Below are 25,309 nucleotides of genomic sequence, written 5' to 3'. Positions count from 1 at the left end.
CTAGATGATCCCGAAGAGCATGCCCGCCGCGAGGATCACCAGGCAGGTGAGGCAGGCCCACTTGACGACGAACCTCGTGTGGTCGCCGAACTCGACCTTCGCCATGCCGACGAGGACGTAGACGGCCGGGACGAGCGGGCTGGACATGTGCAGCGGCTGTCCGACGAGCGAGGCACGGGCGATCTCCAGCGAGGACACGCCGTGCGCCTGGCCGGCCTCGGCGAGCACGGGCAGGACGCCGAAGTAGAAGCCGTCGTTGGACATGAAGTAGGTGAGCGGCAGGCTCAGCAGGCCGGTGACGAAGGCCATGTGCGGGCCCATGCCGTCGGGGATGTTGTCGACGAGCCAGCGGGCCATGTGGTCGACCATGCCGGTGCCCTTGAGGACGCCGGTGAAGACAGCGGCGGCGAAGACCATCCCGGAGACGTTGAGGACGTTCTCGGCGTGCGCGGCGAGACGGGCCTTCTGGTCGGGCATGTGGGGGAAGTTGACGGTCAGGGCGAGGGCCGCGCCGAGCAGGAACAGCACCGGGATCGGCAGCCACTCCATGATCATCGCGGTGAGCAGGGTGACCGTGAGGAGCGCGTTGAACCAGTAGAGCTTGGGGCGCAGGGTGGGCCGGTCGGGGTCGAGGGCGCGGAAGCCGTCGTCGTCCTCGGAGTCCGTACTGTCGCCGCTGCCCGTAGTACCCGCAGTACCCGTAGTACCCGCAGTGCCTCCGGCGGCGGCCTTGGAGCCCGTAGCCCCCGTAGTACCCGGCGTACCCGCGCCGACCAGGACCGTCTCCGACTCCTTCTCCTCCACCAGCACCTCGTCCAGCGTCAGCACACCGAGCCGCTTGCGCTCGCGCCGGCCGAGGACGTAGGAGAGCGCGATCACGAAGAGCAGGCCGACGCCCAGCGCCGGGATCATCGGGACGAAGATGTCGCTGGCGTCGAGCTTCAGCGCGGTCGCCGCACGGGCCGTCGGCCCGCCCCAGGGCAGCGTGTTCATCACGCCGTTGGCCATCGCGGCGACGCCGGTCATCACGACCAGGCTCATCTTCAGCCGCTTGTAGAGCGGGTACATCGCCGAGACGGTGATCATGAAGGTCGTGGAGCCGTCGCCGTCGAGGGAGACGATCGCCGCGAGGAGTGCCGTGCCGACGACGATCCGCAGCGGGTCGGCCTTGCAGAACTTGAGGATGCCCCGCACGATCGGGTCGAAGAGGCCGACGTCGATCATCACACCGAAGTAGACGATCGCGAACATCAGCATCGCCGCGGTGGGGGCGAGACCGGTGACGCCGTCGATGACGTAGTCGCCGAGGTGGGCGCCCTTGCCGACGAACACGCAGAACAGCGCGGGAATCAGTACGAGCGCCGCGATCGGCGACATCTTCTTCAGCATGATCAGGACCAAGAAGGTCGCGATCATGGTGAAGCCGAGGATGGTCAGCATGAGTTGGACACCTAACGTTCGCCCTTGAACATCCCACCGGGGGCTGGCGGTGCGACGACGTTAGGTGGCGCCGGGAAGTGTTAACAAGACGTTGACACGCGAGCAATAAGCGCAAAACTCCAGGTCAGAAAGACGTCAGTCGACGGGGCTCAGTTCCACGGGCACCCCATTGAGGACCGCGTTCCCCGACAGGGGGTCCAGCATGCCGCCGTCGAGGAGCTGATTGACGTTGACGCCGGGGTCGAGGGCCGCGTGGTTCAGGCGGGTTCCGGGGCGGCTGTGGCCCCAGCCGTGCGGCAGGCTGACGACGCCGCGCCGCACCGAGTCGGTCACCTCGACGGGCGCGGTGACCGCTCCCCCGGCGCCCCGCACACGCACGTCCTGTCCGTCGGCGATGCCGAGGCGTTCGGCGTCCTCGGGGTTGACGTGCAGGGTGCAGCGGTTCGAACCGCCGGTCAGGGCAGGGACGTTGTGCATCCAGCTGTTGTTGGAGCGCAGGTGGCGGCGGCCCACCAGGACCAGTCCGGCGGGGAGTTCGTCCCGTGCGCGCCCAAGTCGTGGCAGATCGGCGGCAATCGGCTCGGGGAACAGCTCGATCCTGCCGCTGCGGGTCTTCAACGGCTGCGGGAGGCGCGGGCGCAGGGGGCCGAGGTCGATGCCGTGCGGGTGCGCGAGGACCTTCTCCAGGGTGATGCCGTCGGGCCGGGTGCCGAAGCCGTCGCCGTAGGGGCCGAGGCGGAGCATCAGGTCGAGGCGGCGCTCCACGCCGTTCTCACCGGCGAGTTGGTCCGCGAGATCTTTCGGGTCGCGGCCGTGGACCGGGGAGTGCGCTTCCTTGACGGCCTTGCCGAGGGTCTGGGCGATGACCATGTCGTCGACGGCGGCGGGGTCGGCGCCGTGCATGCCGGTCGCGGCGAGAGTCAGACGGGCCAGGATCTCGCTCTCGGCCATGCGCCCGGGTTCCAGGGGGACCGCGGCACGGTTGTAACGGACCTGGGCGCGGACGGCGAGGGTGTTGAGCGCGAAGTCGTGGTGCGGGCTCTGCGCGGGCGGCGGCGGGGGCAGGACGACATCGGCGTGCCGGGACGTCTCGTTGAGGTACGGGTCGACGCTGACCATGAAGTCGAGGCCGGCCAGCGCCTTGTCGAGCCGGTCGCCGTCCGGCGCGGACAGCACCGGGTTCGCGGCGACGGCGATCAACGCGCGGATCGGCTCGCCCTCGGCCGTCGGCGTGTCGATCTCCTCGGCCAGCGCGGAGAGCGGCAACTCGCCCTTGGCCTCCGGGTGTCGGCCGACCCGGGAGTGCCACCTGCCGAGGGCGAACCCGTGGCTCGGGCCGGCCGGGCGGGGTGTCCGGTCGGTCGGGGCCTGCGGGAAGAGGGCGCCGCCGGGGCGGTCCAGGTTGCCGGTGAGGATGTTCAGGACGTCCACGAGCCAGCTCGCGAGCGTGCCGTACGGGACCGTGCAGCTGCCGATCCGCCCGTACACGGCGGCAGTTGGGGCGGCGGCGAGGTCCCGCGCGAGGGCGCGGATCGTGCCGGCGTCGACGTCGCAGGCTTCGGCGACGGACTCGGGGGTGAACTCGCCCACGGCGTCCCGGAGTTCGGCGAGGCCGTCGACGTGCGGGGTCAACTCCCCGAGTTTCACGAGGTCTTCCTCGAACAGGGTGCGGGCCGTCGCGGCGAGCAGGAGGGCGTCGGTGCCGGGCCTGATCGCGATGTGCCGGTCGGCGAGTTTCGCCGTCCGGGTGCGGCGCGGGTCGATGACGACGAGGGTGCCGCCGCGCGCCTTGAGCGCCTTGAGGCGGCCCGGGAAGTCGGGGGCCGTGCACAGACTCCCGTTGGACTCAAGGGGGTTGGCGCCGATGAGCAGCAGGTGGTCGGTGCGGTCGAGGTCGGGTACGGGGATGGCGTTGGCGTCACCGAAGAGGAGTCCGCTGGAGACGTGCTTGGGCATCTGGTCCACCGTCGAGGCGGTGAAGTAGCTGCGCGTGCCGAGGCCGGCGAGCAGGACGGGCGGGTAGAGGGCGCCGGCGACGGTGTGCACGTTGGAGTTGCCGAGCACGACGCCGACGGAGTCGGCCCCATGTCGCTCGACGACGCCCCGGACGCCGGCCGCGACCGCGTCGAACGCCTCGGCCCAGGTCGCCTCGCGCAGCTCGCCGTCCCGGCGGACGAGCGGTGCGCTCAGCCGGTCGGGGTCGCCGTCGAGCGCCCCGAAGGACGCGCCCTTGGGGCAGATGAACCCCTTGCTGAACACGTCGTCGCGGTCGCCCCTGGCCTGGGTGACCCTGCTCCCTTCGATCGTCAGGGTCAGCCCGCAGGTGGCCTCGCACAGGGGGCAGACACGGAGTGCGGTGCGGGGCATGGGTTCCTCCCGGTGCGGCGACGCTGACGCTCGTACGACCCGAGCGTACCGACCGGTAGGTATTACGGGGAGTCCCTTGGGGGACTCGGGACGGGCTTCGGTTCGGCTCTCTCAGTCCAGCACCCGCGCCAGATACGCGCGCAGTAGCTCTCTGGTCTCCTCGATCACCTTCGCGTCCCCCTCGGGAGCCAGCCGGAAGGCCAGGTGGACGAGGGTGTCGGCGGTCTCGACGGCGATCAGGAAGGTCCGGCGCAGATCGTCGTCGGGGGTGCGGTCGAGGTAGTCCGACAGCAGCTCGGTGAGGCGGTCGGCGACGCGCGTGTTGGGCTCCGCGTGCCGGGAGCCGACCGGGATCTGGTTGCCGAAGTCGACGAGGGAGAAGCCGGGGGCGCTGCGGGTCATCTCCAGGTACTCGTCGAGCACCACGTCCATGGCCGCCCGCCAGTCCCCGGCGGGGCCCTGCCCGAGCCGTTCCCTGACCCGCCCCGAGTACCGTTCGAGGTTGCGCTGGGCGAGCGCGTCGGCCATCTGCCGCTTGTTGCCGAAGAAGCGGTACACGGAGCCGATGGGGACGCCGGCCCGCTGGGCGACGGCACGGGTGCTGAGGTCGTCGTAGCCGACCTCGTCGAGGAGGTCGGCGCAGGCGTCGAGGATCCTGGTCAGCCGTTCCGCGCTGCGCCGCTGGACGGGCGCGCGGCGCAGCGAGGTCGCTTGGGGCACGGAGTTCATGACGCCTTTCCGCCGGGGACCGCTGTGCCTCGCCCCTGGGTACGGGGAGGGGCACCGGCCGCGCTCGACTGCGCGGAGGTGCTAGAGGCTACCGCCGTGTGCGGCGCGCCCGCGCCCAGTACCCCGGTCGCCCCTGTCGAGGGAGAGGGGGAACCCTTGGGGGGTCCCTCGCGGGAGGGCTTGGGGGTCGGGCCTCCCCCGGTGGTACCCGTAGTACTTCCGGCGGGGGTCCCGGACGGCGACTTCGACTCCTCCGGCTCGGACGCCGTGATGTCGGCCGTGCTCTCGACGGCCTTTCCGTCGACCGCCCACACCGTCCCGTCGTCCGCGTACAGCCGTGCCGTGACGTGGTGCGTGCCGTGCGGGAGGTAGCCGGCGCCGATGCGGTACATCGGGGTGCGCAGCTCGGCGAGCGCCTTCTCGTCGACGTACAGGCGCGCGGTCCCGCGCCCCTCCACGGCCATGGGCGCGGCGCCCTGCGGGGAGAACCGGAAGTTGCGCAGGGTGAGCCGGACCTCCCAGCTCCCGTCGGACTCCGGCTCGACCTGGACGCCGACCCAGGGCGCCCCCTTCGCGCCGACCTCCCGGTACTGGCGTCCCGCCTCGTCCGTGTGCTCCAGGAGTTTGCCGACCGGGGCGGTCGACGCCCCGTTCTTCCCGTCCCCCTGTTCCGACCCGGCACCCGACCCGCAGCCCGCGAGTCCGGCAGGCAGCAGGACACAGACCACGAGCGCGGCGATGAGACCACGCATCCACGACATGCCGGTGAGCCTAGAACAGCGGTCCGGCACTCGAATCCCCCTGGAGTCTGGTTCTCGTCACCCGGTGATCGTCCTACCAGAGGACTACGGGGGTAACTCTTGCGGGGCAGAGCCCTGAATCCTACGGTGGTGCAGAGGATTCGTACGCGCGAGGGAGCGAGCATGGGCACGGAGGCGCGCAAGACCGCCGAGGGGCTGACCTACCTCACCGGCTTCGGCAACGAGCACAGCTCGGAGGCAGTACCCGGCGCCCTCCCCGAGGGCCGCAACTCCCCGCAGCGCGCCCCGCTCGGCCTGTACGCCGAACAACTCAGCGGTACGGCGTTCACCGAGCCGCGCGCCCACAACCGCCGCTCGTGGCTGTACCGGATCCGCCCCTCGGCCGCGCACCCCGCGTTCACCCGGATCGACAACGGCGCGATCCGTACGGGTCCCTTCACCGAGACCGTCCCCGACCCCAACCGCCTGCGCTGGAACCCCCTGCCCGAACCGGCGCCCGGCACCGACTTCGTCGGCGGGCTGTGGACGGTCGGCGGCAACGGCGACGCCACCCAGCGCACCGGCATGGCCGTGCACCTCTACCACGCGAACGCCTCGATGGACCGCGTCTTCTCCGACGCGGACGGCGAGTTGCTGATCGTCCCGGAGCACGGTGGGCTCCTCCTGCACACGGAGTTCGGCCAACTCGCGGCGGAGCCGGGGCACTTCGCCCTGATCCCGCGAGGCGTCCGGTTCCGGGTCACCCTCCTCGACGAGACGGCACGCGGGTACGTCTGCGAGAACTACGGGACCCACTTCCGTCTCCCCGACCTCGGCCCGATCGGCGCCAACGGCCTTGCCAATCCACGGGACTTCAGGGCCCCGGTCGCCGCGTACGAGCATGTCGAGGGGCCCGTCGAGGTCGTCAACAAGTTCTGCGGCAACCTCTGGCGGGCGGAGTACGACCACTCGCCGCTCGACGTCGTCGCCTGGCACGGCAACCTCGTCCCGTACGTGTACGACCTGCGCCGCTTCAACGTCATCGGGACCATCTCGTACGACCACCCCGACCCGTCGGTCTTCACGGTGTTGACGTCGCCGTCGGACACACCGGGGCTGGCCGGCGTCGACTTCGTGGTGTTCGCGCCGCGTTGGCTGGTCGGCGAGGACACGTTCCGGCCGCCGTACTTCCACCGCAACGTGATGAGCGAGTACATGGGGCTGATCGAGGGGGCGTACGACGCGAAGAGTTCCGGGGAAGGGGGGTTCGTGCCGGGCGGGGGTTCGCTGCACAACATGATGTCCGCGCACGGCCCCGACCGGGAGACGTTCGAGCGGGCGAGCAAGGCCGAGCTGAAGCCCCAACGCCTGGACGACGGGCTGGCGTTCATGTTCGAGACGCGCTGGCCGATCACGCTCGCGCCGCACGCCGGGGAGCACCTTCAGGAGCGGTACGACGACGTGTGGCGGGGCCTGGAGCGGCACTTCCGGCCCTCGCACTGGCGTTTCCGGCAGGCGCCGTGACCTCCTTCGCGCCCGACTCGCTCACCCTGAACCGCAAACTCCCTCTCTGGTACCAGGTTTCGCAGTCGCTGCGCGCCTCGATCCTCGGGCGCTCACCGCACGACCCGCTGCGCCTGCCCACGGAGGAGAAGCTCGCGGCCCACTACGGCGTCAGCGTCCTGACGATGCGTCAGGCCCTCAAGGAACTTGAGGCCGAGGGGCTGATCACCCGGCACCGGCGCCGGGGCACCTTCATCGAACCGAGCGCCCAACGCGGCACGCCGGTACGGCTGTTGGGGTCGGTCGACGCGATCGTGGCCCAGCAGTCGGGCATGCGCACGAAGTTGCTGGACACGCGCACGGTTCCCGTACCGCCCGAACTCGCCGAGCACTTCCCGGACTTGGCCGAGGTGACGGCCTATCACCGGCTGCGCCGCGACGAGGCGAGCGATGAGCCCACCAACCACGCCCGCAACTGGCTGCGCCCCGAACTCGCCGCGCGTGTCGACCCCGACGACCTCGTCCGGCACCCCATGACCAAGGTCCTGCGGGACGTCGTCCACGCCGACATCGCCCGCATCACCGACACCGTCGAGGCCCGCCTCGCCGACCCGGAGACCGCCCGCCTCCTCGACGTCCCCCTGCTGAGCCCGATCCTGCACTACACGGGCGTCACGTACGACCCGTCGGGGCGCGTGCTGGACGTCGCCGTCATCCACTACCGGGGGGACCGGTTCTCGTTCACGGTGACGCTGGAGGCGCCGTGAGGAGGGGGGCGACGGGGCGCGAGCACACCGTTCTGGTCAGGCGGGCGGCCAGGTCGGGCGGCCTTCTGAGGCGGGCGGCCGAGTCAGGCAACCGTCCGTCCGAGGCGGGCGCTCCGCAGGGCGGAGGTGAGATCGGCGAAGAGGCGCGGCGCGCTCGCCGAGGGCCGGGACGCCAGGGCGCCGGGGCGGGCAGGGCACCCGAGCGCGGGTCGCCCCGGCGGACCACCGTGCCGGGCACGGCGTCCGAGGCCCGCGAAGCCGCCGGGCCGGGCGGGCACCGAGCCCGAGCCAGACGACACAGCCCCGCCGGAGAACCCCACCGAAGCACACCGTCCGAGACCCACAAAACCGCCGGACCAGGCGGACACCGAGCCCGAGCCAGGCGGCGCGGCTCCGCCGGAGAAGCGCGCCGGGGCGCGGCGTCCGAGGTTCGTGACATCGTCGGGCGCTGTTCAACCGGCGCCGCCGTGAGGGCCGTTCGCCCGCTGTCGGTCACGCGGCGCCGCCGCACGACGCCCACGAACACCCGTCCGTTCCACCCGCCGCGCGGCACCGCGACCGAAACGCCTTCCGGCTGCTGCGGGCCGGGCCCGTGGGGTTCGGCGGGCCGTCGCCCAAGGCGCCCGAGGCGTCCGAGGCGTCCAGGCGTCCTTGCCGAGCAGTACCTGCGCGGCGCCGCGTCGAGCCGATCGGCCGGTGCTGTGGCCTCGGTCCGTGCGCCGCGCCCCAGGCCGGGGTGGTTCCACGCCGGGTCGAGGAGATCGCCGGCGCGGCGCGGGGTCGCCGTCCGGGACCGGGGCACGGTGGAGCGGCCCCGGCCAAGGGCCGTCGTGGACGTGCGTTCCGGTGGGCCCGCGTCGACATGAACCCCTATGTCCGCCCTACGAGCCGCGTCGGCTCCGTCGTACCATGCCCAGCGTGACGCACGACGACGCTCCGGCGCTCGCGGACCTCATGCCGTGGTCCGTCGGGCCCCCACGGCTGGGCCGGGGGTGGCCGGCGGGGCCTGACGAGGGGGCTCTGAAGGCCCGTTGGGAGGCGCTGCTGCGGGCCGAGGGGGCCGAGCGGGAGGGCCTGTTCGAGGTGAGCAGGGTCCGTGGTCCGCACTCGACGGTGGCCCAACTGCCGGGGCAGGCAACGGGGACCGGCCGGCTGGCGCACGCCTCGGGCCCCTGCCCGGCGCCGATCCGGGTCCTGTACGCCCCGTACGACGAGCAGTGGCTGATCCCGGACCACCGGCTGATCGACGTGGCCCGCCCGGAGCTGTGGCGGGTCGCCGACGAGCACCAGGTGTTCCTGGTGGAGACCCCGGACGGCCTGCTGGCCACCTCGCGCCTCCCCCTCGTCCGCGGCTCCCGGATCCGCCCCCTGTACCGCCGTCCCGGTGCCGAGGAACCCAACCTGGCCCCCGGTCTCCTGGACCACCTCGCCGCCCGTCTGGGGGAGATCCCGGGCCCCGAGGACGTCCTCGCCTGGATCCTCGCGACCACTACCTCAGGACTACGGGTCCCCCTGACGAGCGACCCCGAGACCTGGGCCGAGGGAACCCGCAGGGGTCACCACGTGCTGTGGCTCCACCGCCGCAACGGCGACCGCCCGAAGCTCCCCGGCGGTCGCCGCCCCTACGTCCGGGCCCCGCTCCCGCCCCGACCCGTAACCCTCAGGTACGACCCCGAGGAGGAGACCCTGCACCTGGACGAGGGCCGCGTCTCCCCGGTCCCCCGGGAGGCGTGGGACTTCACCCACGGCGGGACGAGGATCCTGGAGCAGTGGTTCGCGGCACGGACCGAGCCCGGTGAGCAGGGCACCCTGTCGGCGATCGGCCCCCGCACCTGGCCCCAGTCGTGGACGTCCGAACTCCTGGAGCTGATCACGGTCCTCACGCTGCTGGCGGACCTGCGGGACCCGCTGGAGGTGGAGCACGGCATCGAGGACCTGCGCGAGGCGGGCGTACTCCCCGTACCCCGTAGGTATCACCACCCGGCCTCGGTCCTGGACTTCCAGGAGGAGGGACCGGCGGGCCAGTTCACTCTGCTGTGACGCCGTCCGCGGGCCCGTCAGCCGCGCGGCACGAACGCGTCCAGCACCCGCCGCAGCGCCTCCTCGAACACCGCCTCCAGATCGATCGGCCCCGGATCCTCCGCGAACGCCGCGCCCATCCGGGGATACTTCCCGCTCGCCACCTGCGTCCCCAGGTACGCGATCCGGACGGCGTTCTCCTCCTCCACGGACCACGGCAGCGACCGCGTCCGCTCGGCGGTGGCCAGCTCGTTGGCGACGTAGGTGGTGACCACCCCGTTGAGCATCCCGACGAGTTGCAGCTTCATGCCGTACCGCATGTCAGTCAGCGGATCGAGGCAGGTCAGGCAGTGTTCGAGGTAGCGCAGGGCGTTGGGGCTGAACCCGTAGACCGGTGACATCAGGCCGGGCAGCCAGGGGTGGCGCAGCATCAGCCGCCGGGTCTGGCGCCCGACCCGCAGCATGTCGTCCCGCCAGTCAGGGCCCGGCTCCCACAGTTCGTGTTCGCCGCTGACCAGGTCGACCATCAGCTCGTACAGGTCCTCCTTGCGGGGGACGTAGTTGTAGAGCGACATGGTCCCGCAGCCCAGTTCGGCGGCGACGTGCCGCATGGAGACCGCGTCGAGCCCCTGTTCGTCGGCGATGCGGACGGCCGCCGCCGCGATGTCGGCGCGCGTGTACGCGGGCCTCGGCCCCCGGCCGGTCCGTTCGGGACGGGCCCAGATCACTTCGGGCACGGCCGGACGCCTCGCCATCGATCATCACCTCGCCCCTCATAGTAGTTACGTACACCGTACGTAGTGCGCTATGGTCACGCCATGACTTCTACGTACGCTGTACTTAGTGAAGGTCTGGAGAAGCGGTTCGGGCAGACCCGCGCCGTGACGGGCCTCGATCTCGCGGTCCCGGAAGGCACGGTCCGGGGCGTCCTGGGCCCGAACGGCGCGGGCAAGACGACGGCCGTGCGGCTGTTGACGACGCTGCTGCGGCCCGACGCGGGCTCGGCGCGCGTGGCGGGGCACGACCTCGTCCGGGAGGCCGCCGCCGTCCGCCGTGCCATCGGGGTGACCGGGCAGAGCACGTCCGTGGACGGCGACCTCACCGGCCGGCAGAACCTGCGGCTGTTCGCCCGGCTGCACCGGGTCCCCGGGCCGGACCGGCGCGTCGGCGAACTGCTGGAGCGCATGGGCCTCTTGGAGGCGGCGGACCGGGCGGCCTCGACCTACTCGGGCGGGATGCTGCGCCGGCTCGACCTGGCCGCGAGCCTGGTCCGGCGTCCGGCGGTGCTCTTCCTCGACGAGCCGACGACCGGTCTCGACCCGGCCAGCAGGAACGACATCTGGGACGCCGTAAGGGAGTTGAAGCGGCAGGGCACCACCGTCCTCCTCACCACCCAGTACCTGGAGGAGGCCGACCAACTCGCCGACGACATCACCCTGGTGGACCGGGGCCGGGCCGCGCTGACCGGGACACCGGCCGAACTCAAGGCGCTGGTGGGCGCGTTCGCGGAGGCCGTCGTCGCCGATCCGGACGCGCTGCCGAGGGCCGCGGCGGTGCTCGACCAACTCACGGGCGGCAAGCCGTCGTTCGACCACGAACGCGGCGCCGTCGGGGCGATCTCGCGCCGCCCCGGCCTCACCCTGCCCGCTCTGGTGCGCGAACTCGACGCGGCGGGCGTGCCGTTGCTCGACGCGAGCCTGCGGGCGCCGACGCTCGACGAGGTGTTCCTGCGGCTCACCCGGAACACCGACGACACCGGCAACACGGACGACACCGCCGGCATCGGCGGCACCGGCGACCTCAAGGAGGCTGCGGCATGAGCGGGTTGGCCTACGACGGGACGGCCATGCTGGGCCGTCAGCTGCTGCGGGTGCGCAACAATCCGGCGCTGGTGATCCTGACCCAGACGATGCCGATCACGATGCTGCTGTTCTTCGGCTACGTGTTCGGCAGCGCGCTGGCGATGCCGGGCGAGCGGTACCGCACCGTGCTCGTCGGCGGGCTGCTGGTGGCGACCGCCGCGAACGGGATCATGACGGGGATGTTCCAGGCGGCGCAGGATGTCCATCGGGGGGTGACGGACCGGCTGCGGACGCTGCCGGTGAGCCGGGCGGCGGTGCCGCTGGGGCAGGCGGTGGCCGATCTGGTCGTCACGGCGGTCGGGACCGTGCCGTTCCTGCTGGTGGCGCTGGCGGTGGGCTGGCGGGTCGAGGGCTCGGCGCTCGGTGCGGTCGGCGCGCTGGCGCTGCTCCTGCTGTTCCGGTTCGCCTGCACGTGGGTCGGTGTCTTCCTCGGGCTGCTCTCGCGCAGCGAGGAGGCGGCGGGCCAACTCGGCAGCTCCACCTTCATGCTGCCGCTGCTGTCCAACGCGTACATCCCGGTCGACAACCTGCCGGGCTGGCTGCGGACGGTCGCCGAGTGGAACCCGATCAGCGCGGTGACGACCGCTCTGCGTGACCTTCTGGGCAACGCGCCCGTGCCCGAGGGCGCGGCCTGGCCCGTGGCTCATCCGGTCGCCGGTTCACTGGCCTGGTGCGCGCTGCTGATCGGCGTCTTCGCGCCGCTGGCGGTGCGGAAATACGCACGCGCCACGGGGTGAGGTGAGCCGGGGCGGGGTGGAGCGGCAGCGGAGGTGTCGGGTGGTCCCGGAGGCCGGGGTGGCTCCGGGGCACTACGGGTACGCCCTTACGGGTCGCCGGAGCCGGGTGGGCGCCCGGCGGCCGGGAGTACCAGGGGTATTACGGGAACGTCCCCAGGGGGCACCCGAGTCGGGGAGTACTACGGGTAGCCCTTGCGGGTCGCCGGGGTCGGGGAGGTCCGGCGTCGATCGGGGGGTGAGGCGCCCGCGCTCGGGATGCGCCGGGCTCCGCCGCGCGCCGTGGGGATGACGGGCGGCGGGGAGCGCGGCGGGGCGGCGGACCGCCCGAGCGCGGGTCTTCGAGGCGCCGTGACGGGCGCGCCGTGGCGGGATTCAGTGCCGACGGCCGCCGAAGAGGGTGCGACGGAGCCGGCGCAGCGGGGCGAAGAGCGAGACGCGGCTCACTCGGCGACCCTGGTCGCTGGGCTGGTGCTGGGTGTCACGCGCGGTCAGCTCACGCATGAGCGAGGTCGCCTCGACCGTCTCCCGCTGCGGTATGGCGGGGCCCGCCAGTACCGAGAGGTGGCGGTCGAGCCGCGAACTGGTCGCGCTGCTGCCGCAGGTGATCGCAGGGACCCTCGCCCTGCTTCGCATCGTTATCTGTTCCATCGTCACTCCCCACCCGTACGAGTCCACCCGACCCCGGGCAGGGTAACCCTATCTCCCCCGGGGGTCACGCGTGTATCGCGTCCACACGATTGACCTTCCCCGCAAGGGGGTTGACGACTCCCCCGCGATTACTCTCCGAATCCAACAGATTTCAGGGCGAGTTGGACAACTGGCTGCGAAGTGGGCTGAGGTGAACCACCAGCGGGCTCGACGGTCACAGCGAGTGACGTCGCGTCGGTGGTGAGACCCGTCGCCACCAAGGGCGTGTCGCCGTCGAACAGTCCGAGCGAGCGGGGCTGCACATCGGGCCGCATGAGCCAGAGTTGACGCACCCGGCCGTCCGCGAGGGAGCCGTACCCGCGCAGCGTGACGATCGCCTCGCCCTCCGACGCGGAGGCGATCACGCCGATGCCGCGGCCCTGCGCGTCCTGCCCGTTCCCGGCGCGCGCGTCGGGCGCGGAGAGCACCTGCGCGATGTCACGGGCGCGCGCTTCGGCGGCGTCCAACTGGTCCTGCGTCCGGCTGGTTTGGACCGCGAAGAGGCCGGCGACGACGAGGGCCGCGGCGGCGGTGACGGTGGCGAACGGCACGAAGAGCGGACGGCGCGCACGCGGGGCGCGGGAAGCACGGGAGCGCGCGGGCGGCGGCTGCGCGCCCCACACGTGCGGCGGAAGCTGTGGTGCGCGCTCCGGCGCGGAGCGTGCCGCCCCCGCCGTCCCCGTCGCTCCCGCCCGTTCCTGCGGGGTGACCTGGACGGCGGCCAGCACCCGGTCGCGCAGCGCGGCCGGCGCGGGAGCCGCCGTCGACCAGGCCAACCGGACCGCGTCCTCGGCGAGTTCACGGACCTCGGCGGCGCAGGAGGCGCACGAGCGCAGGTGTTTCTCGAACCGGCGCCGCTCGTCGCCGTCGAGGGCGTCGAGGGCGTAGGGCGCGGCCAGCGAGTGGAGGTCACCTCTGCGCAGCAGACGGTTCAGGACGCTCATGCGGCACCTCCCAGGCAGTTGCGCAGCCGCGTGAGCCCGTCGCGCATCCTCGTCTTCACCGTGCCCAGCGGCAGGGAAAGCCGCTCGGCCACTTCACGGTATGTGTAGCCGTCGTAGTACGCGAGAGTGACGGACTGCCGCTGGAGCGTCGTCAGCCGGCCGAGGCAGCGGCGCACCCACTCGCGCTCCATGCCCGCCTCGACCTCCTCGGAGACCTGGTCGAAGGCGGGGTGGTGGGTGCGCAGGGCCTCGCGCTGCTCGCGTTCGCCGGCCGCGCGCACGCTGCGCACCCGGTCGACGGCGCGGCGGTGGGCGAGGGTGAGGATCCAGGACAGGGCGCTGCCGCGCGCGGGGTCGAAGGTGGCGGCCGAGCGCCAGCATTCGAGCAGCACTTCCTGGGCCACCTCCTCCGACTGGGACGGATCGCGCAGCACGCGCCGGACGAGTCCGAACACCGGGCCGGAGACCAGACCGTACAACTGCTCGAAGGCCCGTTGGTCGCCTCGCGCGACGAGTACCAGCAGGTCGTCCGCCTCCATGCGGTTCCCCTCTCCGCGGCCGCAGCCGGGCCGTCCCGTCACCCCAGGCACTCGCACGCGCACACACCTCCGGTGGAGGTACGGATGCACGGGCCGAAAACGCGGGTGCGGACCCAAAATAAATTTTTTTCGGATCGACCAATCCGAACAGGCCCTCCGCTCCGTATACCCGTCCGTCAAGCAAGTTGGGACCTCAGGACGGACGGCATGACGACACCTCACTTCCGGAGCGCCGCGGGGCGCAGGAGCATCGCGACCCTCATCTGCGGCGCGCTGGCCGCGGGCGGGCTCACCGCCGCCTCGGTGGCCCTGCTGGAACCGGGCGTCGCCGCCGCGTCCAGCCACCGCGAAGCTCCGCTGATCTCCGGCACTCCGCAGTACGACAACACCGACGTGTACGCGTTCGTGAGCCCGGACCACCCGGACACGACGACGCTCGTCGCCAACTGGATCCCCTTCGAGGAACCGGCCGGCGGCCCGAACTTCTTCCCGTTCGCGGAGGACGCGCAGTACGACCTCAACATCGACAACGACGGTGACGCGCGCCAGGATCTGACGTTCCGTTACACGTTCAAGACGCATGTGAAGAACAAGAAGACGTTCCTCTACAACACCGGCGCGGTCGAGAGCCTGGACGACCCCGACCTGAACGTCACGCAGACCTACGACCTGGAGCTGATCAAGCTCAAGCGGGGCAAGGTCCAGCAGAAGACGAAGATCGCCAACGATGTGCCGGTGGCGCCGTCGAACGTCGGCAAGGCGTCGATGCCGAACTACGCCAAGCTGCGCGACCAAGCGATCTACAAGCTCTCCAACGGTTCGAAGACGTTCGCCGGCCAGGCCGACGACCCGTTCTTCCTCGACCTGCGCGTCTTCGACCTGCTGTACGGCGGGAACCTCTCCGAGGTCGGCAACGACACCCTCAAGGGCTACAACGTCAACACGATCGCCCTCCAGGTGCCCAACGACATGATCCGCCAGGCGGAGCACCAGCCGGTCGTCGGCATCTGGTCGACGACGCAGCGCAAGAACGCGCGCGGCAAGTTCGAGCAGGTCTCCCGGCTCGGCAACCCGCTGGTGAACGAGGTCGTCAACCCCATCAAGGACAAGGACAAGTTCAACGCGTCCGAGCCCAAGGACGACGGGCAGTTCCTGAAGAACGTCACCAACCCCGAACTGCCCAAGCTCATCGAGGCGATCTACAAGATCAAGGCCCCGGCGGAGCCGCGCAACGACCTCGTCGACGTGTTCCTCAAGGGCGTCAAGGGCCTCAACCAGCCGCCGTACGTGACGCCTTCTGAGCAGCTGCGGCTCAACACGTCGATCAAGCCCACCGCCGCCCCCAAGCGGCTCGGTGTGCTCGACGGCGACAACGCGGGCTTCCCGAACGGGCGTCGCCTCACGGACGACGTCATCGACGCCGCGCTCCAGGTCGTCGAGGGTGAACTCGTGGGCGCCAAGAACGACTTGGGCGACGCGGTCGACAAGAACGACAAGGAGTTCGAGAAGTCCTTCCCGTACGTCGCCCTGCCCACCGAGGGGTCGCGCGGTCCCGTCGCCAAGGGTGTCGACGGCGGCAACGACGTCCGCAGCCAGCTCGGCAACGCCCTTCAGCCGTCGGGGACTTCGGGGACGGACAACAACGCCCTGATCGCCGCGTCCGCCGGGGCCGGCGCGGCCGGGGTGCTGCTCATCGGCGGCGGCCTCATGTGGTTCCGGCGCCGGGGGCGCGCGTACTGACGCGCCGGCGCGTTGACGTGTTGACGCGCTGACGCCCGCGCAGTGACCGGGCGAGCCGGGGAGGCCCCTGCACCTCCCCGGCCCACCCCGCAGACCGGCGCGGCCCGGCCCACCCCATCCCCCACGGGCCGGGCCGCGCCGACCGCAGGACAACCGAGAGCGACCGAGGAGAGGGCATGGCCCCGCGCACCGACAACGGCGAACCGGACCGGACGGACTCCGGGCACACCCCGGACCCCACCGACGAGCCGAAGGGGCAGCGGCCCGAGGGAAGTTCACCGCAGGCCGAAGCGGCACCGACACCCACGGCCACCCCAGCGGGGGCCAACTCCTCTATACCGGCGCACTCTTCGAAGGGGACCGAGGAGACACCGGCGAACTCCGGTTCAGGGCGGGACGGTTCGGTACAGGCCGGCCCGGAAGCAGAGGTGCGGCGGCAGGAGAACACCCCTGCGGAGGCGGCCGGTTCGACGCAGGCGACGGGCGCCGACGCCGACGAAGCCGTGCGGCGGGGCGACTTGGCGCACGGGGGCTCCGCGAAGGACGCCGGAAGCACGACGGACGCCGCCGCGGACCCCACGCCCGCAACCGCGTCCACCGCGCCCCCGGCTGCCGCCGAACCCTGCTCCGACGCCCCGACTTCCACTGAGCCCGGCTCCGACGCCCCGGTTCCGGCGGAGCCCGGCTCCCCCACGCCGGCCGGCGACATCCCGTCCGAAGCCCCCGACTCCCCCGCCCTCGACCCCCGAGTAGCCGCCGTCCGCCGCGCCGCTGCCGCCGGCCGCCGCTGGCGTGCGGCGCAACTCGGCGCCTGCGCCGCGATGTTGGCGGTCGCCCTCACCAGCGGGGCGATCGCGTTCGGTGCGATGAAGGACGGGACCGCGGCCCCGGTCGCCACGGCGGCGGCGGTCTCCCCGGGCCTCCTCAGCAGCGGGGACATCGACAGCGCGATCACCGCGTTGCAGGCCCATCTCCGTGCGCAGCCAAGGGACTTCGGGAGCTGGGCCACGCTCGGTCTCGCGTACGTCGAGCAGGCCCGCACGAAGGGGGACCCCTCGCGCTACCCCCAGGCGGAGAAGGCGTTCACGAAGTCCCTGGACCTCTCCGCCGGCAACGGCCAGGCACTGGCGGGCCGCGCGGCCCTCGCCGCGGCCCGGCACGACTTCCCCGGCGCGCTGAAGTACGCGGACCAGGTCCTGAAGGAGAACCCGTACAACGAACGCGCCCTGTGCACCCGTATCGACGCCCTGGTCGAACTCGGCCGCTACGACGAGGCGTTGACGGCGGCGGAGACGGCCGACACCCGCCGCCCCGGCATCCCGGTCTTCACCCGGTACGCGTACGTCCAGGAGCTGCGCGGCGACGTGACGACCGCCCGCCGCGTCCTCGAACAGGCCCTCGCGAGTGCGACGGCCAAGGGCGACATCGCGTACGTCGCCACCCAGCTCGGCCAACTCGCCTGGAACCAGGGCGACCACACCACCGCCCTCACCGACTACGCCCGTGCCCTGGCCGCCGACGAGGACTACCTCCCGGCGCTGGAGGGCCGCGCGAAGGCCCAGGCGGCGCACGGCCAACAGACCGACGCCGTCAAGGGGTTGGAGTCAGTCGTCGCCCAATACCCGCTCCCCGGCCCGCTGGTCGAACTCGGCGAGCTGTACGAGGCACGCGGCGCGGACGGCGACCGCGTGAAGGCCGCCGACCAGTACGCCCTCGTCGACGCCTGGACGGCCCTCGCCCGCGCCAACGGCGTCAACGCCGACCTGGACACGGCCCTCGCGGCGGCCGACCACGGCGACAAGCAGGCGGCGCTGCGCGCGGCCCAGGCGGAGTGGAACCGCCGGGAGACGGTCCACACGGCGGACGCCCTCGCGTGGGCCCTGCACGTCAACGGCCGTGACGCGGAAGCCCTTCCGTACGCGAGGCGCGCCACCGCGACCGGCTACCGCAACGCGTCCTTCCTCTACCACCGGGGCGTCATCGAGAACGCGACCGGCGACAGGAAGAACGCCCGCGCCCACCTCACCAAGGCCCTCGGCCTCAACCCCGGCTTCTCCCCCCTCGGCGCCCGCACCGCGCGCGCCGTCCTCAAGTCGCTGGAGGCGAACCAGTGATCTCCCGTCGTCTGTTCGCCTCCGGTGCGGCCGTCCTGACGGCCGGGTGCGCGCTCGCGCTCCTTCCCACCGCCAACGCGAGCGCGCACCCACTCGGCAACTTCACGGTCAACCGGTACGACGGCCTCGTCGCCGCCCCGGGCAAGCTCCGTGTCGCCCATGTCGAAGACCTCGCCGAGATCCCGGCGACCCAGGCCAAGCCGGCCATCGAACGCGCGGGCGGCCTCACCCCGTGGGCCGGGCAACGCTGCGAGACGGCCGCCGCCGAGAGCCGCCTCACCGTCAACGGCCGTTCCGTCGCCCTGACTTCGACGTCGGCGAAGGCCGTCGTCCATCCGGGTCAGGCGGGCCTCGACACCCTGCGCGTCGAGTGCGACCTCACGGCTCCGCTGCCCGAGACCGAGTCGATCGCCCTCGCCTTCCACAGCGCGGGCGCCTCGACCGGCCCCGGCTGGCGCGAGATCACGGCACGCGGCGACCGGATGACCCTCGCCGACTCGGACGTCCCCGAGAAGTCGATCTCCGGCGAACTCACCACGTACCCGCAGGAGTTGCTGTCCTCCCCGGCGGACACCACGACCGCCGCCACGACGATCCGCCCCGGCGGCCCGGCCCTGGCCGAGGACGCGGACGAGCGCACCGCGCCCGGCGCCGCCGTCCTCCCGCGCGGCGCGGACCGCTGGACGCAGGCGCTGGACGACCTGGTCGCGCGCCGGCACCTCACGGTCGGCTTCGCCGCGCTGGCGATCGTCCTCGCGATCTTCCTGGGCGCGATGCACGCCGTCGCGCCGGGCCACGGCAAGACCATCATGGCCGCGACCGCCGCCGCGCGGGGCGGCAAGGCGCGCATGAAGGACGTCCTGCCGCTCGCCGCGTCGGTCACCGTCACCCACACCATCGGCGTCGTCGCCCTCGGCCTCCTCGTCACCGCCGGCTCCGCCGCCGCGCCCTCCGTCATCACCTGGCTGGGCCTCGCGAGCGGCGCCCTGGTCGCCGTCGCGGGCGTGACCCTGCTGCGCCGGGCCTGGCAGAACCGCGGGCACGGGCACGGACATAGCCACGGTCACGGCCACAGCCACGGGCACGGCCACACGCACGATCACAGCCACGGCGACGACCACGGCCACCCCCACTCCCACGACGGCGACCACTCCCCCGAGCCCACCCCCTCCCGCCAACTCGCCCTGGTGGGCGCCGAGTCCACCCCGGCCCACACCTCCGCCCTCCCCAACTCCCCGGCCCACAGCCACAGTCACGACACCCACCCCCACGACCACCACCACACCCCCCACACCCACACGCACACCCACAACGGCCACACCCACACCCACTCCACCGCCCCCACCCTGCGCGGCACCATCCTCCTCGGTCTCGCCGGCGGCATGGTCCCCAGCCCCTCCGCCGTCGTCGTCCTGGTCGGCGCGGCGGCCCTCGGCCAGGCGTGGTTCGGCCTGCTCCTGGTCGTCGCGTACGGCGTCGGCCTCGCCCTCACCCTGACCGCCGCCGGTTTCGCGGTCGTCCGGCTGGGCAGCAGGGTCTCCCGGCTGCTGGACGAGGGCCCGCGCTGGACGTCGCACCGGCTCGTCGCCCTCGTCCGCCGCAACATGCCGCTGTGGTCGGCGCTGATCGTCGTGGCGCTCGGCGTCGGTCTGATGCTCAAGGGGGCGTCCACTGTGGTGGGTTGAGCCGGTTTCGGGGAGAATTCGCGAGGGTGCGAAGAGGGGGGCGCGATGTCAGAGGGACCCGGTGGAGAGCGGCTGATCGCGGGCCGCTACCGACTGCTCACCCCGCTCGGCCAGGGCGGCATGGGGACGGTGTGGCGCGCGCGGGACGAGGTCCTGCACCGCGAGGTCGCCGTCAAGGAGGTCCGGGCGCCCGCCGGTCTGCCGGCGAACGAGGTCGAGCGGATGTACGCGCGCCTGGAGCGCGAGGCGTGGGCGGCGGCGCGGGTGGCGAACCGCAACGTCGTGACGGTGTACGACGTCGCCGCGCAGGACGGCCGTCCGTGGATCGTGATGGAGCTGGTGCGCGGTATCTCGCTGGCCGAACTCCTGGACGCGGAGGGCCCGTTGGCGCCCGCGCGGGCCGCGTACGTCGGTGCCGAGGTGCTGTCGGCGCTACGGGCGGCGCACGACGCGGGGGTGCTGCACCGGGACGTGAAGCCGGCCAACGTGCTGCTGTCGAACGACGACCGGGTCGTCCTCACGGACTTCGGGATCGCGACGTACGAGGGCAGTTCGGCCATCACGATGACCGGCGAGGTGATCGGCTCGCCCGAATTCCTGGCCCCTGAGCGGGCGTTGGGGCGTACACCGGGTCCGGAGTCGGACCTGTGGTCGCTGGGCGTGCTGCTCTACACGGCGGTCGAGGGCCAGTCGCCGTTCCGCCAGGACACCCCGCTGAGCACGCTGCGGGCCATCGTGGACGAGGAGTTGCCGCCGCCGCGCCGGGCCGGTCCTCTCTCGCCGGTCATCGAGGGCCTGTTGCGCAAGGACCCCGCCGAACGGCTGCCCGCCGGCCGCGCGGAGCAGGACCTGAGGATCATCGCGGCGGGCGGCACGGCGCGGACGGTGCCGTACACGCCGACGCTCGCGGCGGCGCCGCCTCCGCCGCCCCCGCCGTACCAGCAGCCGTCCTACCGACAGCAGCCCGCCACCGAGCCGTTGGTGCGCGACCAGCCCGAGTCCGCCGGCGGGAACCGGCGGGCGACGGCCGTCCTGGTCGCGGGGGTGCTGGCCATCGCGCTGGCGATCGGAGGGCTGACGTACGCGCTGCTGAACAACCGCGACGGGGGCGAGGCCAAGGGCGGTCAGCAGACCAACAGCCAGTCGCAGGGCGTGAGTTCGCCGCCGGCGAGTCGCAGCGAGGAGCCCTCCGAGTCGCCTACTCCCTCGCCGAGCGCGTCGAAGTCGTCCTCGCCGCCGCCCCAGACGGTCGCGGTGAGCGTGTCGGGCCGGGGCACGGAGTACTCGGGGCCGTGTCCGCCGGAGCAGTCCGCGGCTCCCGCGTTCACCGCGACGTTCACGGTGGGCCGGGTGCCGGCGACGGTGTCGTACCGGTGGGTGTCGAAGGACGGCAAGGCCGTCGACTCCGGTTGGCGGACACTGGAGTTCGCCGGCGGGGGGAGCCGTTCGCAGCAGGCGCGGGTCTTTCTGACGACGGGCCGGCAGAGCGGGACGTTCGAGAACGAGCTGTGGGTGGAGGTGCGCCGGCCCGCGAAGGCGACGTCCAACTCGGTGCCGTTCTCGGTGACGTGCGAGGAGGAGACCCCGTCGGGCGAAGCCTCCCCCTCACCTTCCGCAACCTACTGAGCTCTGTCAGTCGTTGGCGTTGAGCACCGGCAGATACCCGCCCGACTGCCCTGCCGCCGTCGGGTGGTACGAGTCGCTGAGGCTGAGCAGTTCGAGGCTGTGCAGCCAGGAGTTGCCGGAGCAGATCTCGTGTCCGGCGAAGGTGGTGCGGACGTCGCCGAAGGTGAAGCCGTGGTCGGCGGCGCGTTTGGCGATGGCGGTGTTGATGTGGTCGGCGGCGCCGTTGATCGCGCTGCGCTTGGCCTCGGAGAGGCCGACACAGGTGGTGCCGAGCTTGTAGAAGCGCGGGTAACCCAGCACGACCACATGGGCGTTGGGGGCCCGGGAGCTGATCGCGTCGTAGACGCCGTCGAGCCGGCCGGGGAGGGTCGAGTCGACGAACGCCTTGGCGGTGTTGATGCGGTTGACGCAGGTGCTGTCACTGCCGAGGACGCAGGTCGTCATGACGTCGACGAAGCCCGCGTCGTTGCCTCCGATGCTGATGGAGACCAGCCCGGTCGAGGAGTTGAGGCCGCCGAGCTGGCCGGCGAGGACGTCGCCGGTGGTGGCGCCCGAGCAGGCGGCGAAGGTGAACGAGGACGGCGCGTGGGCGGCGTTCCACAGGTACGGGTACGCCTTGGTGCTGCGCTTGCAGTCGCCACTTGAGCTGATGTAGCTGCCCGCGCCGACCCCGGAGGAGTAGGAGTCGCCGAGGGCGACGTAACCGCCGGTGGCGGCCTGGGCGGGGCCGGCTCCCCCGGTGAGGGCGGCGCCGGCGGCGAGGAGCGTCGCACTGACGAATACGGCAAATCGGGAACGTCTCATGGAACCTCCCTTTAGCAGCATGCTTGCCACAACTGTCGTAGCAACCACACGTGTTGACGGGAAGTGCCCATGCCAAGACTTTCGAGGATCTACCGGGACCGTTTTCTGCCGCTTTCCGCCCGCTTGATTTCGCGTACATGTCAAGTTTGTTGACAGATCGTCAACCCCCTTGTTCTACGCAGGTAGACGGCGGAGTCTTTACCCGACGCCGCGAGCGGAACGCAACGTTCAGCGGCGGATGTGCGCGACGACGTGCGCATTCCCCCACAGTCGCCCTCCCCACCCAGGAGCGGCACGCCCAGAGGAGGACCCCCTCGTCATGGCACAACTGCGTAGCGACAAGGCCCGCTTGACCGCCGCCGTCACCGTCGCGGCGGCCGCCCTCGCCGGCGGGCTCACCGCGCTCCCCGCCCAGGCCGCCCCGGCCGAGGGCACGGTCGTCGCGGCCGGCTCCCCCACCGCCGTCAAGGACAGCTACATCGTCACCCTCAAGCAGCGGGCCGGCCTCAAGTCGGCCTCGGCCGCGGGCAAGAGCCTGATCAAGGAGTACGGCGGCACGGTCGACAAGACCTTCGGCTCCGCGCTCAACGGCTACACGGCGACCCTCTCCGCGCGGGAGGCCCGCAGACTCGCCGCCGACCCGGCCGTCGCCGCCGTCGAGCAGAACCAGACCGTCCGCCTGGCCGACACGACCCAGACCAGCGCCCCCTGGGGCCTGGACCGCACCGACCAGAGCGCGCTGCCGCTGTCCGGCACCTACACCTACCCCGACAGCGCGGGCAGCGGCGTCACGGCGTACGTCATCGACACCGGCGTCCGCATCACGCACTCCCAGATCAGCGGGCGCGCCTCGTACGGCTACGACGCGGTCGACGGCGACACCACCGCCGCCGACGGCAACGGCCACGGCACGCACGTCGCCACCACGATCGCGGGCTCGACCTACGGCGTCGCCAAGAAGGCGAAGATCGTCGCCGTGCGCGTGCTCGACAACGGCGGCAGCGGCACCACGGCGGGCGTCATCGCGGGCGTCGACTGGGTGACGGCGAACCACTCCGGGCCCTCGGTCGCCAACCTCTCGCTCGGCGGCGGCGCGTCCGCCGCGCTGGACACGGCGGTGCGCAACTCCATAGCGAGCGGGGTCACTTACGCCGTCGCGGCCGGGAACAGCAACGCCAACGCCTCCTCGTACTCCCCGGCCCGGGTCACCGAGGCGATCACCGTCGGCGCCACCACCAACACCGACGCCCGCGCCAGCTACTCCAACTACGGCTCGGTCCTCGACATCTTCGCCCCGGGCTCCTCGATCACGGCCGGCTGGTACACCAGCGACACGGCCACCAACACCATCTCCGGGACGTCCATGGCGACGCCGCACGTCGCGGGCGCGGCGGCAATCTACCTCGCGGGCCACACGTCGGCGACCCCGGCGCAGGTCGCCTCGGCGCTCGTGTCCGGCTCGACCCCGAGCGTCGTCACCAGCCCCGGCAGCGGCTCCCCCAACCGGCTGCTGAAGCTCGTCCCGTAATACCCGTAGGTCCCGTAATACCCGTACATCTCAGGTGATGTAACCGTTCCCCGGAGGCGCCCCACCGCCTCCGGGGAACTCCCATGTCAGGGCCGGAAAATCAGGGATTTCTCCGGGGCGGAGAGGGAACCACAGACGGACGACAGGGCGTGTATCGGTCAAACGAACAAAAATGTGAGCCCCCGTTTCAGGTCTTGCCATACAGGCTCATTCATCAATACCGTCGTACATCTCACTCGCATCGGACCGTCGGCATCGGCTCCAGGGGAGGGCTCAGGGACCGCGGCGGCAACCGGTGCGGGGCGCGGTAGGGGGGTGCCGAGCCTGGTGACCGTCACGGTGACCGGGCCGTGCCGCGCGGTCGGCCGTCGTCGTTTTCCGGCGGCCGGTCAGCTTTGCCATCACCCGGCGTACCCGGGCCGGCGGACGCGACGCGCTCACGTCGCATGCGCCGGGCCCTGGCCGCTCCGGGCGAGAAACCCCCCTTTCGAACCGGATTTCCAGCCGGGCCGCCCCTGGGGCGGGCGGTCCGCCGGACGAGAGGGACCAGACCCATGAGTTCCGTTCTGCAACCGGCGAGCACGGACCGGGACCGACACGCGGACCAGACGGCCGCCGCGTACCGCCCGATCTCCTCGCACCTCGCGATCACCCCGCCGGTCAGCGTGGTGATCCCCGCCATGAACGAGGCGGAGAACCTGCCGTACGTCTTCAAGACCCTGCCGGACTGGATCCACGAGGTGGTCCTGGTCGACGGCAACTCCACCGACGCGACCGTCCGCGTCGCCCGCGAACTGTGGCCCGGCGTCAAGGTCGTCCCCCAGCGCGGGCGCGGTAAGGGCGACGCCCTGATCACCGGGTTCGAGGCGTGCACCGGCGACATCATCGTGATGGTCGACGCGGACGGCTCGGCCGACGGCAACGAGATCGTCTCCTACGTCTCCGCGCTGGTCTCCGGCGCCGACTTCGCCAAGGGCTCGCGCTTCGCCAACGGCGGCGGCACCGACGACATGACCTTCATCCGCCGGCTCGGCAACAGCGCCCTGTGCGCCGTCGTCAACCGCAAGTTCGGTGCCCGCTACACCGACCTCTGCTACGGCTACAACGCGTTCTGGCGGCACTGCCTCGACAAGATCGACCTCGACTGCACCGGCTTCGAGATCGAGACCCTGATCAACATCAGGGTCGTCAAGGCGGGGCTGAAGGTGCAGGAGATACCGAGCCACGAGTACCTGCGCATCCACGGCGTCTCCAACCTGCGGGCCGTCCGGGACGGGCTACGGGTACTACGGGTCATCCTCAAGGAACGCTCCAACCGGCGCGCACTGCGCCGGCGTACCCGGCGGTCGCCGCTGCTGGAGGGGGCGGGCGGGGTGGAGGCCGCCCGCGTGCCGGACCCGGCCTCGGCGGCCGACGGGGGCCGGGGGCTCGACGCCGGCCCTGCCCAGAGGACCGACGCGGGCCGCGCGCTCGACGCC

The 25,309-nt window shown here is 72.0% G+C and carries 19 protein-coding genes and 1 pseudogene; 11 read left to right on the top strand and 9 right to left on the bottom strand.

Translation table 11 applies throughout. The annotated features are described in order from the left end of the window. The 4 genes from IAG44_RS31855 to IAG44_RS31840 form a co-directional block, all read right to left on the bottom strand. Window positions 1-1,440: a CitMHS family transporter gene (locus tag IAG44_RS31855; protein WP_187750532.1), complete on the bottom strand. Its 1,440-nt coding sequence runs from the start codon at window positions 1,438-1,440 to the stop codon at window positions 1-3. A gap of 135 nt (window positions 1,441-1,575) precedes the next feature. After that, window positions 1,576-3,807, bottom strand: coding sequence for a molybdopterin oxidoreductase family protein (locus IAG44_RS31850; RefSeq protein ID WP_187750531.1), 2,232 nt, complete (start codon window positions 3,805-3,807; stop codon window positions 1,576-1,578). Window positions 3,808-3,918: 111 nt separating this feature from the next. Beyond that, entirely contained in the window at window positions 3,919-4,536 is a 618-nt protein-coding gene (locus IAG44_RS31845) for a TetR/AcrR family transcriptional regulator (RefSeq protein WP_187750530.1), read from the bottom strand. Beyond that, a complete protein-coding gene (locus IAG44_RS31840) occupies window positions 4,533-5,297 on the bottom strand; it encodes a nuclear transport factor 2 family protein (protein WP_187750529.1) in 765 nt (254 codons plus the stop codon). The genes IAG44_RS31845 and IAG44_RS31840 overlap by 4 nt, the downstream gene beginning before the upstream one ends. 162 nt (window positions 5,298-5,459) lie before the next feature. Here IAG44_RS31840 and hmgA point away from each other — a divergent pair, with 162 nt between their 5' ends. From hmgA to IAG44_RS31825, 3 genes are all read left to right on the top strand, one after another. Further along, window positions 5,460-6,800 (top strand): homogentisate 1,2-dioxygenase, encoded by a 1,341-nt coding sequence (hmgA, locus tag IAG44_RS31835; protein WP_187750528.1) that lies wholly within the window; start codon window positions 5,460-5,462, stop codon window positions 6,798-6,800. Continuing rightward, window positions 6,797-7,546: a GntR family transcriptional regulator gene (locus IAG44_RS31830; RefSeq protein ID WP_187750527.1), complete on the top strand. Its 750-nt coding sequence runs from the start codon at window positions 6,797-6,799 to the stop codon at window positions 7,544-7,546. The genes hmgA and IAG44_RS31830 overlap by 4 nt, the downstream gene beginning before the upstream one ends. 909 nt (window positions 7,547-8,455) lie before the next feature. Next, window positions 8,456-9,586, top strand: coding sequence for a type ISP restriction/modification enzyme (locus tag IAG44_RS31825; protein WP_187750526.1), 1,131 nt, complete (start codon window positions 8,456-8,458; stop codon window positions 9,584-9,586). A 17-nt stretch (window positions 9,587-9,603) separates the two neighbouring features. On the opposite strand, the gene IAG44_RS31820 is transcribed toward IAG44_RS31825, so the two are convergent. Then, the gene (locus IAG44_RS31820) at window positions 9,604-10,320 is read right to left on the bottom strand and encodes a TetR/AcrR family transcriptional regulator (protein ID WP_187750525.1); all 717 of its coding nucleotides are present in this window, start codon (window positions 10,318-10,320) and stop codon (window positions 9,604-9,606) included. A 63-nt stretch (window positions 10,321-10,383) separates the two neighbouring features. Here IAG44_RS31820 and IAG44_RS31815 point away from each other — a divergent pair, with 63 nt between their 5' ends. Then, on the top strand, window positions 10,384-11,385 hold the full coding sequence (locus IAG44_RS31815; RefSeq protein ID WP_187750524.1) for an ATP-binding cassette domain-containing protein: 1,002 nt from the start codon (window positions 10,384-10,386) through the stop codon (window positions 11,383-11,385). Then, window positions 11,382-12,164: an ABC transporter permease gene (locus IAG44_RS31810; RefSeq protein WP_187750523.1), complete on the top strand. Its 783-nt coding sequence runs from the start codon at window positions 11,382-11,384 to the stop codon at window positions 12,162-12,164. Before IAG44_RS31815 ends, IAG44_RS31810 begins: the two co-directional genes overlap by 4 nt. Before the next feature lie 372 nt (window positions 12,165-12,536). Here the strand turns inward: IAG44_RS31810 and IAG44_RS31805 are convergent, their stop codons facing one another. The 3 genes from IAG44_RS31805 to IAG44_RS31795 all read right to left on the bottom strand — a co-directional run bounded on the left by IAG44_RS31805 (window position 12,537) and on the right by IAG44_RS31795 (window position 14,334). Continuing rightward, entirely contained in the window at window positions 12,537-12,812 is a 276-nt protein-coding gene (locus IAG44_RS31805) for a hypothetical protein (protein WP_187750522.1), read from the bottom strand. A 128-nt stretch (window positions 12,813-12,940) separates the two neighbouring features. Further along, window positions 12,941-13,795, bottom strand: coding sequence for an anti-sigma factor (locus IAG44_RS31800; protein WP_187750521.1), 855 nt, complete (start codon window positions 13,793-13,795; stop codon window positions 12,941-12,943). Further along, the gene (locus IAG44_RS31795; RefSeq protein ID WP_010354373.1) at window positions 13,792-14,334 is read right to left on the bottom strand and encodes a sigma-70 family RNA polymerase sigma factor; all 543 of its coding nucleotides are present in this window, start codon (window positions 14,332-14,334) and stop codon (window positions 13,792-13,794) included. Before IAG44_RS31795 ends, IAG44_RS31800 begins: the two co-directional genes overlap by 4 nt. Before the next feature lie 207 nt (window positions 14,335-14,541). Here IAG44_RS31795 and IAG44_RS31790 point away from each other — a divergent pair, with 207 nt between their 5' ends. The 4 genes from IAG44_RS31790 to IAG44_RS31775 all read left to right on the top strand — a co-directional run bounded on the left by IAG44_RS31790 (window position 14,542) and on the right by IAG44_RS31775 (window position 21,499). Beyond that, on the top strand, window positions 14,542-16,074 hold the full coding sequence (locus IAG44_RS31790) for a DUF4331 domain-containing protein (RefSeq protein ID WP_187750520.1): 1,533 nt from the start codon (window positions 14,542-14,544) through the stop codon (window positions 16,072-16,074). Window positions 16,075-16,250: 176 nt separating this feature from the next. Beyond that, window positions 16,251-18,188, top strand: coding sequence for a tetratricopeptide repeat protein (locus IAG44_RS31785; RefSeq protein WP_246562196.1), 1,938 nt, complete (start codon window positions 16,251-16,253; stop codon window positions 18,186-18,188). Further along, entirely contained in the window at window positions 18,185-19,873 is a 1,689-nt protein-coding gene (locus IAG44_RS31780; protein ID WP_187750519.1) for an urease accessory protein UreH domain-containing protein, read from the top strand. The genes IAG44_RS31785 and IAG44_RS31780 overlap by 4 nt, the downstream gene beginning before the upstream one ends. 45 nt (window positions 19,874-19,918) lie before the next feature. Next, on the top strand, window positions 19,919-21,499 hold the full coding sequence (locus tag IAG44_RS31775; protein ID WP_187750518.1) for a serine/threonine-protein kinase: 1,581 nt from the start codon (window positions 19,919-19,921) through the stop codon (window positions 21,497-21,499). Window positions 21,500-21,505: 6 nt separating this feature from the next. Here IAG44_RS31775 and IAG44_RS31770 read toward each other — a convergent pair whose 3' ends face one another. Beyond that, on the bottom strand, window positions 21,506-22,303 hold the full coding sequence (locus IAG44_RS31770; RefSeq protein WP_187750517.1) for an SGNH/GDSL hydrolase family protein: 798 nt from the start codon (window positions 22,301-22,303) through the stop codon (window positions 21,506-21,508). A gap of 319 nt (window positions 22,304-22,622) precedes the next feature. Between IAG44_RS31770 and IAG44_RS31765 the strand changes: the two genes are divergently transcribed. Together IAG44_RS31765 and IAG44_RS31760 are read left to right on the top strand one after the other, a co-directional pair. Then, entirely contained in the window at window positions 22,623-23,831 is a 1,209-nt protein-coding gene (locus IAG44_RS31765) for a S8 family peptidase (RefSeq protein WP_187750516.1), read from the top strand. A gap of 554 nt (window positions 23,832-24,385) precedes the next feature. After that, a pseudogene (locus IAG44_RS31760) lies at window positions 24,386-25,189 on the top strand (glycosyltransferase family 2 protein); the annotation flags it as partial. Between the last annotated feature and the right edge of the window lie 120 nt (window positions 25,190-25,309).

Source organism: Streptomyces roseirectus (genome assembly GCF_014489635.1).
GTDB classification, from domain to species: Bacteria; Actinomycetota; Actinomycetes; order Streptomycetales; family Streptomycetaceae; genus Streptomyces; species Streptomyces roseirectus.
This window is presented reverse-complemented; position numbering and strand designations above follow the sequence as displayed.

Excerpts from the sequence above, each read along its gene's own strand:
- IAG44_RS31855 (WP_187750532.1), bottom strand. The coding sequence starts at position 1,440 with ATGCTGACCATCCTCGGCTTCACCATGATCGCGACCTTCTTGGTCCTG.
- IAG44_RS31850 (WP_187750531.1), bottom strand. The coding sequence starts at position 3,807 with ATGCCCCGCACCGCACTCCGTGTCTGCCCCCTGTGCGAGGCCACCTGC.
- IAG44_RS31845 (WP_187750530.1), bottom strand. The coding sequence starts at position 4,536 with ATGAACTCCGTGCCCCAAGCGACCTCGCTGCGCCGCGCGCCCGTCCAG.
- IAG44_RS31840 (WP_187750529.1), bottom strand. The coding sequence starts at position 5,297 with ATGTCGTGGATGCGTGGTCTCATCGCCGCGCTCGTGGTCTGTGTCCTG.
- hmgA (WP_187750528.1), top strand. The coding sequence starts at position 5,460 with ATGGGCACGGAGGCGCGCAAGACCGCCGAGGGGCTGACCTACCTCACC.
- IAG44_RS31825 (WP_187750526.1), top strand. The coding sequence starts at position 8,456 with ATGCCCAGCGTGACGCACGACGACGCTCCGGCGCTCGCGGACCTCATG.
- IAG44_RS31820 (WP_187750525.1), bottom strand. The coding sequence starts at position 10,320 with ATGGCGAGGCGTCCGGCCGTGCCCGAAGTGATCTGGGCCCGTCCCGAA.
- IAG44_RS31815 (WP_187750524.1), top strand. The coding sequence starts at position 10,384 with ATGACTTCTACGTACGCTGTACTTAGTGAAGGTCTGGAGAAGCGGTTC.
- IAG44_RS31810 (WP_187750523.1), top strand. The coding sequence starts at position 11,382 with ATGAGCGGGTTGGCCTACGACGGGACGGCCATGCTGGGCCGTCAGCTG.
- IAG44_RS31805 (WP_187750522.1), bottom strand. The coding sequence starts at position 12,812 with ATGGAACAGATAACGATGCGAAGCAGGGCGAGGGTCCCTGCGATCACC.
- IAG44_RS31800 (WP_187750521.1), bottom strand. The coding sequence starts at position 13,795 with ATGAGCGTCCTGAACCGTCTGCTGCGCAGAGGTGACCTCCACTCGCTG.
- IAG44_RS31795 (WP_010354373.1), bottom strand. The coding sequence starts at position 14,334 with ATGGAGGCGGACGACCTGCTGGTACTCGTCGCGCGAGGCGACCAACGG.
- IAG44_RS31790 (WP_187750520.1), top strand. The coding sequence starts at position 14,542 with ATGACGACACCTCACTTCCGGAGCGCCGCGGGGCGCAGGAGCATCGCG.
- IAG44_RS31785 (WP_246562196.1), top strand. The coding sequence starts at position 16,251 with ATGGCCCCGCGCACCGACAACGGCGAACCGGACCGGACGGACTCCGGG.
- IAG44_RS31775 (WP_187750518.1), top strand. The coding sequence starts at position 19,919 with ATGTCAGAGGGACCCGGTGGAGAGCGGCTGATCGCGGGCCGCTACCGA.
- IAG44_RS31770 (WP_187750517.1), bottom strand. The coding sequence starts at position 22,303 with ATGAGACGTTCCCGATTTGCCGTATTCGTCAGTGCGACGCTCCTCGCC.
- IAG44_RS31765 (WP_187750516.1), top strand. The coding sequence starts at position 22,623 with ATGGCACAACTGCGTAGCGACAAGGCCCGCTTGACCGCCGCCGTCACC.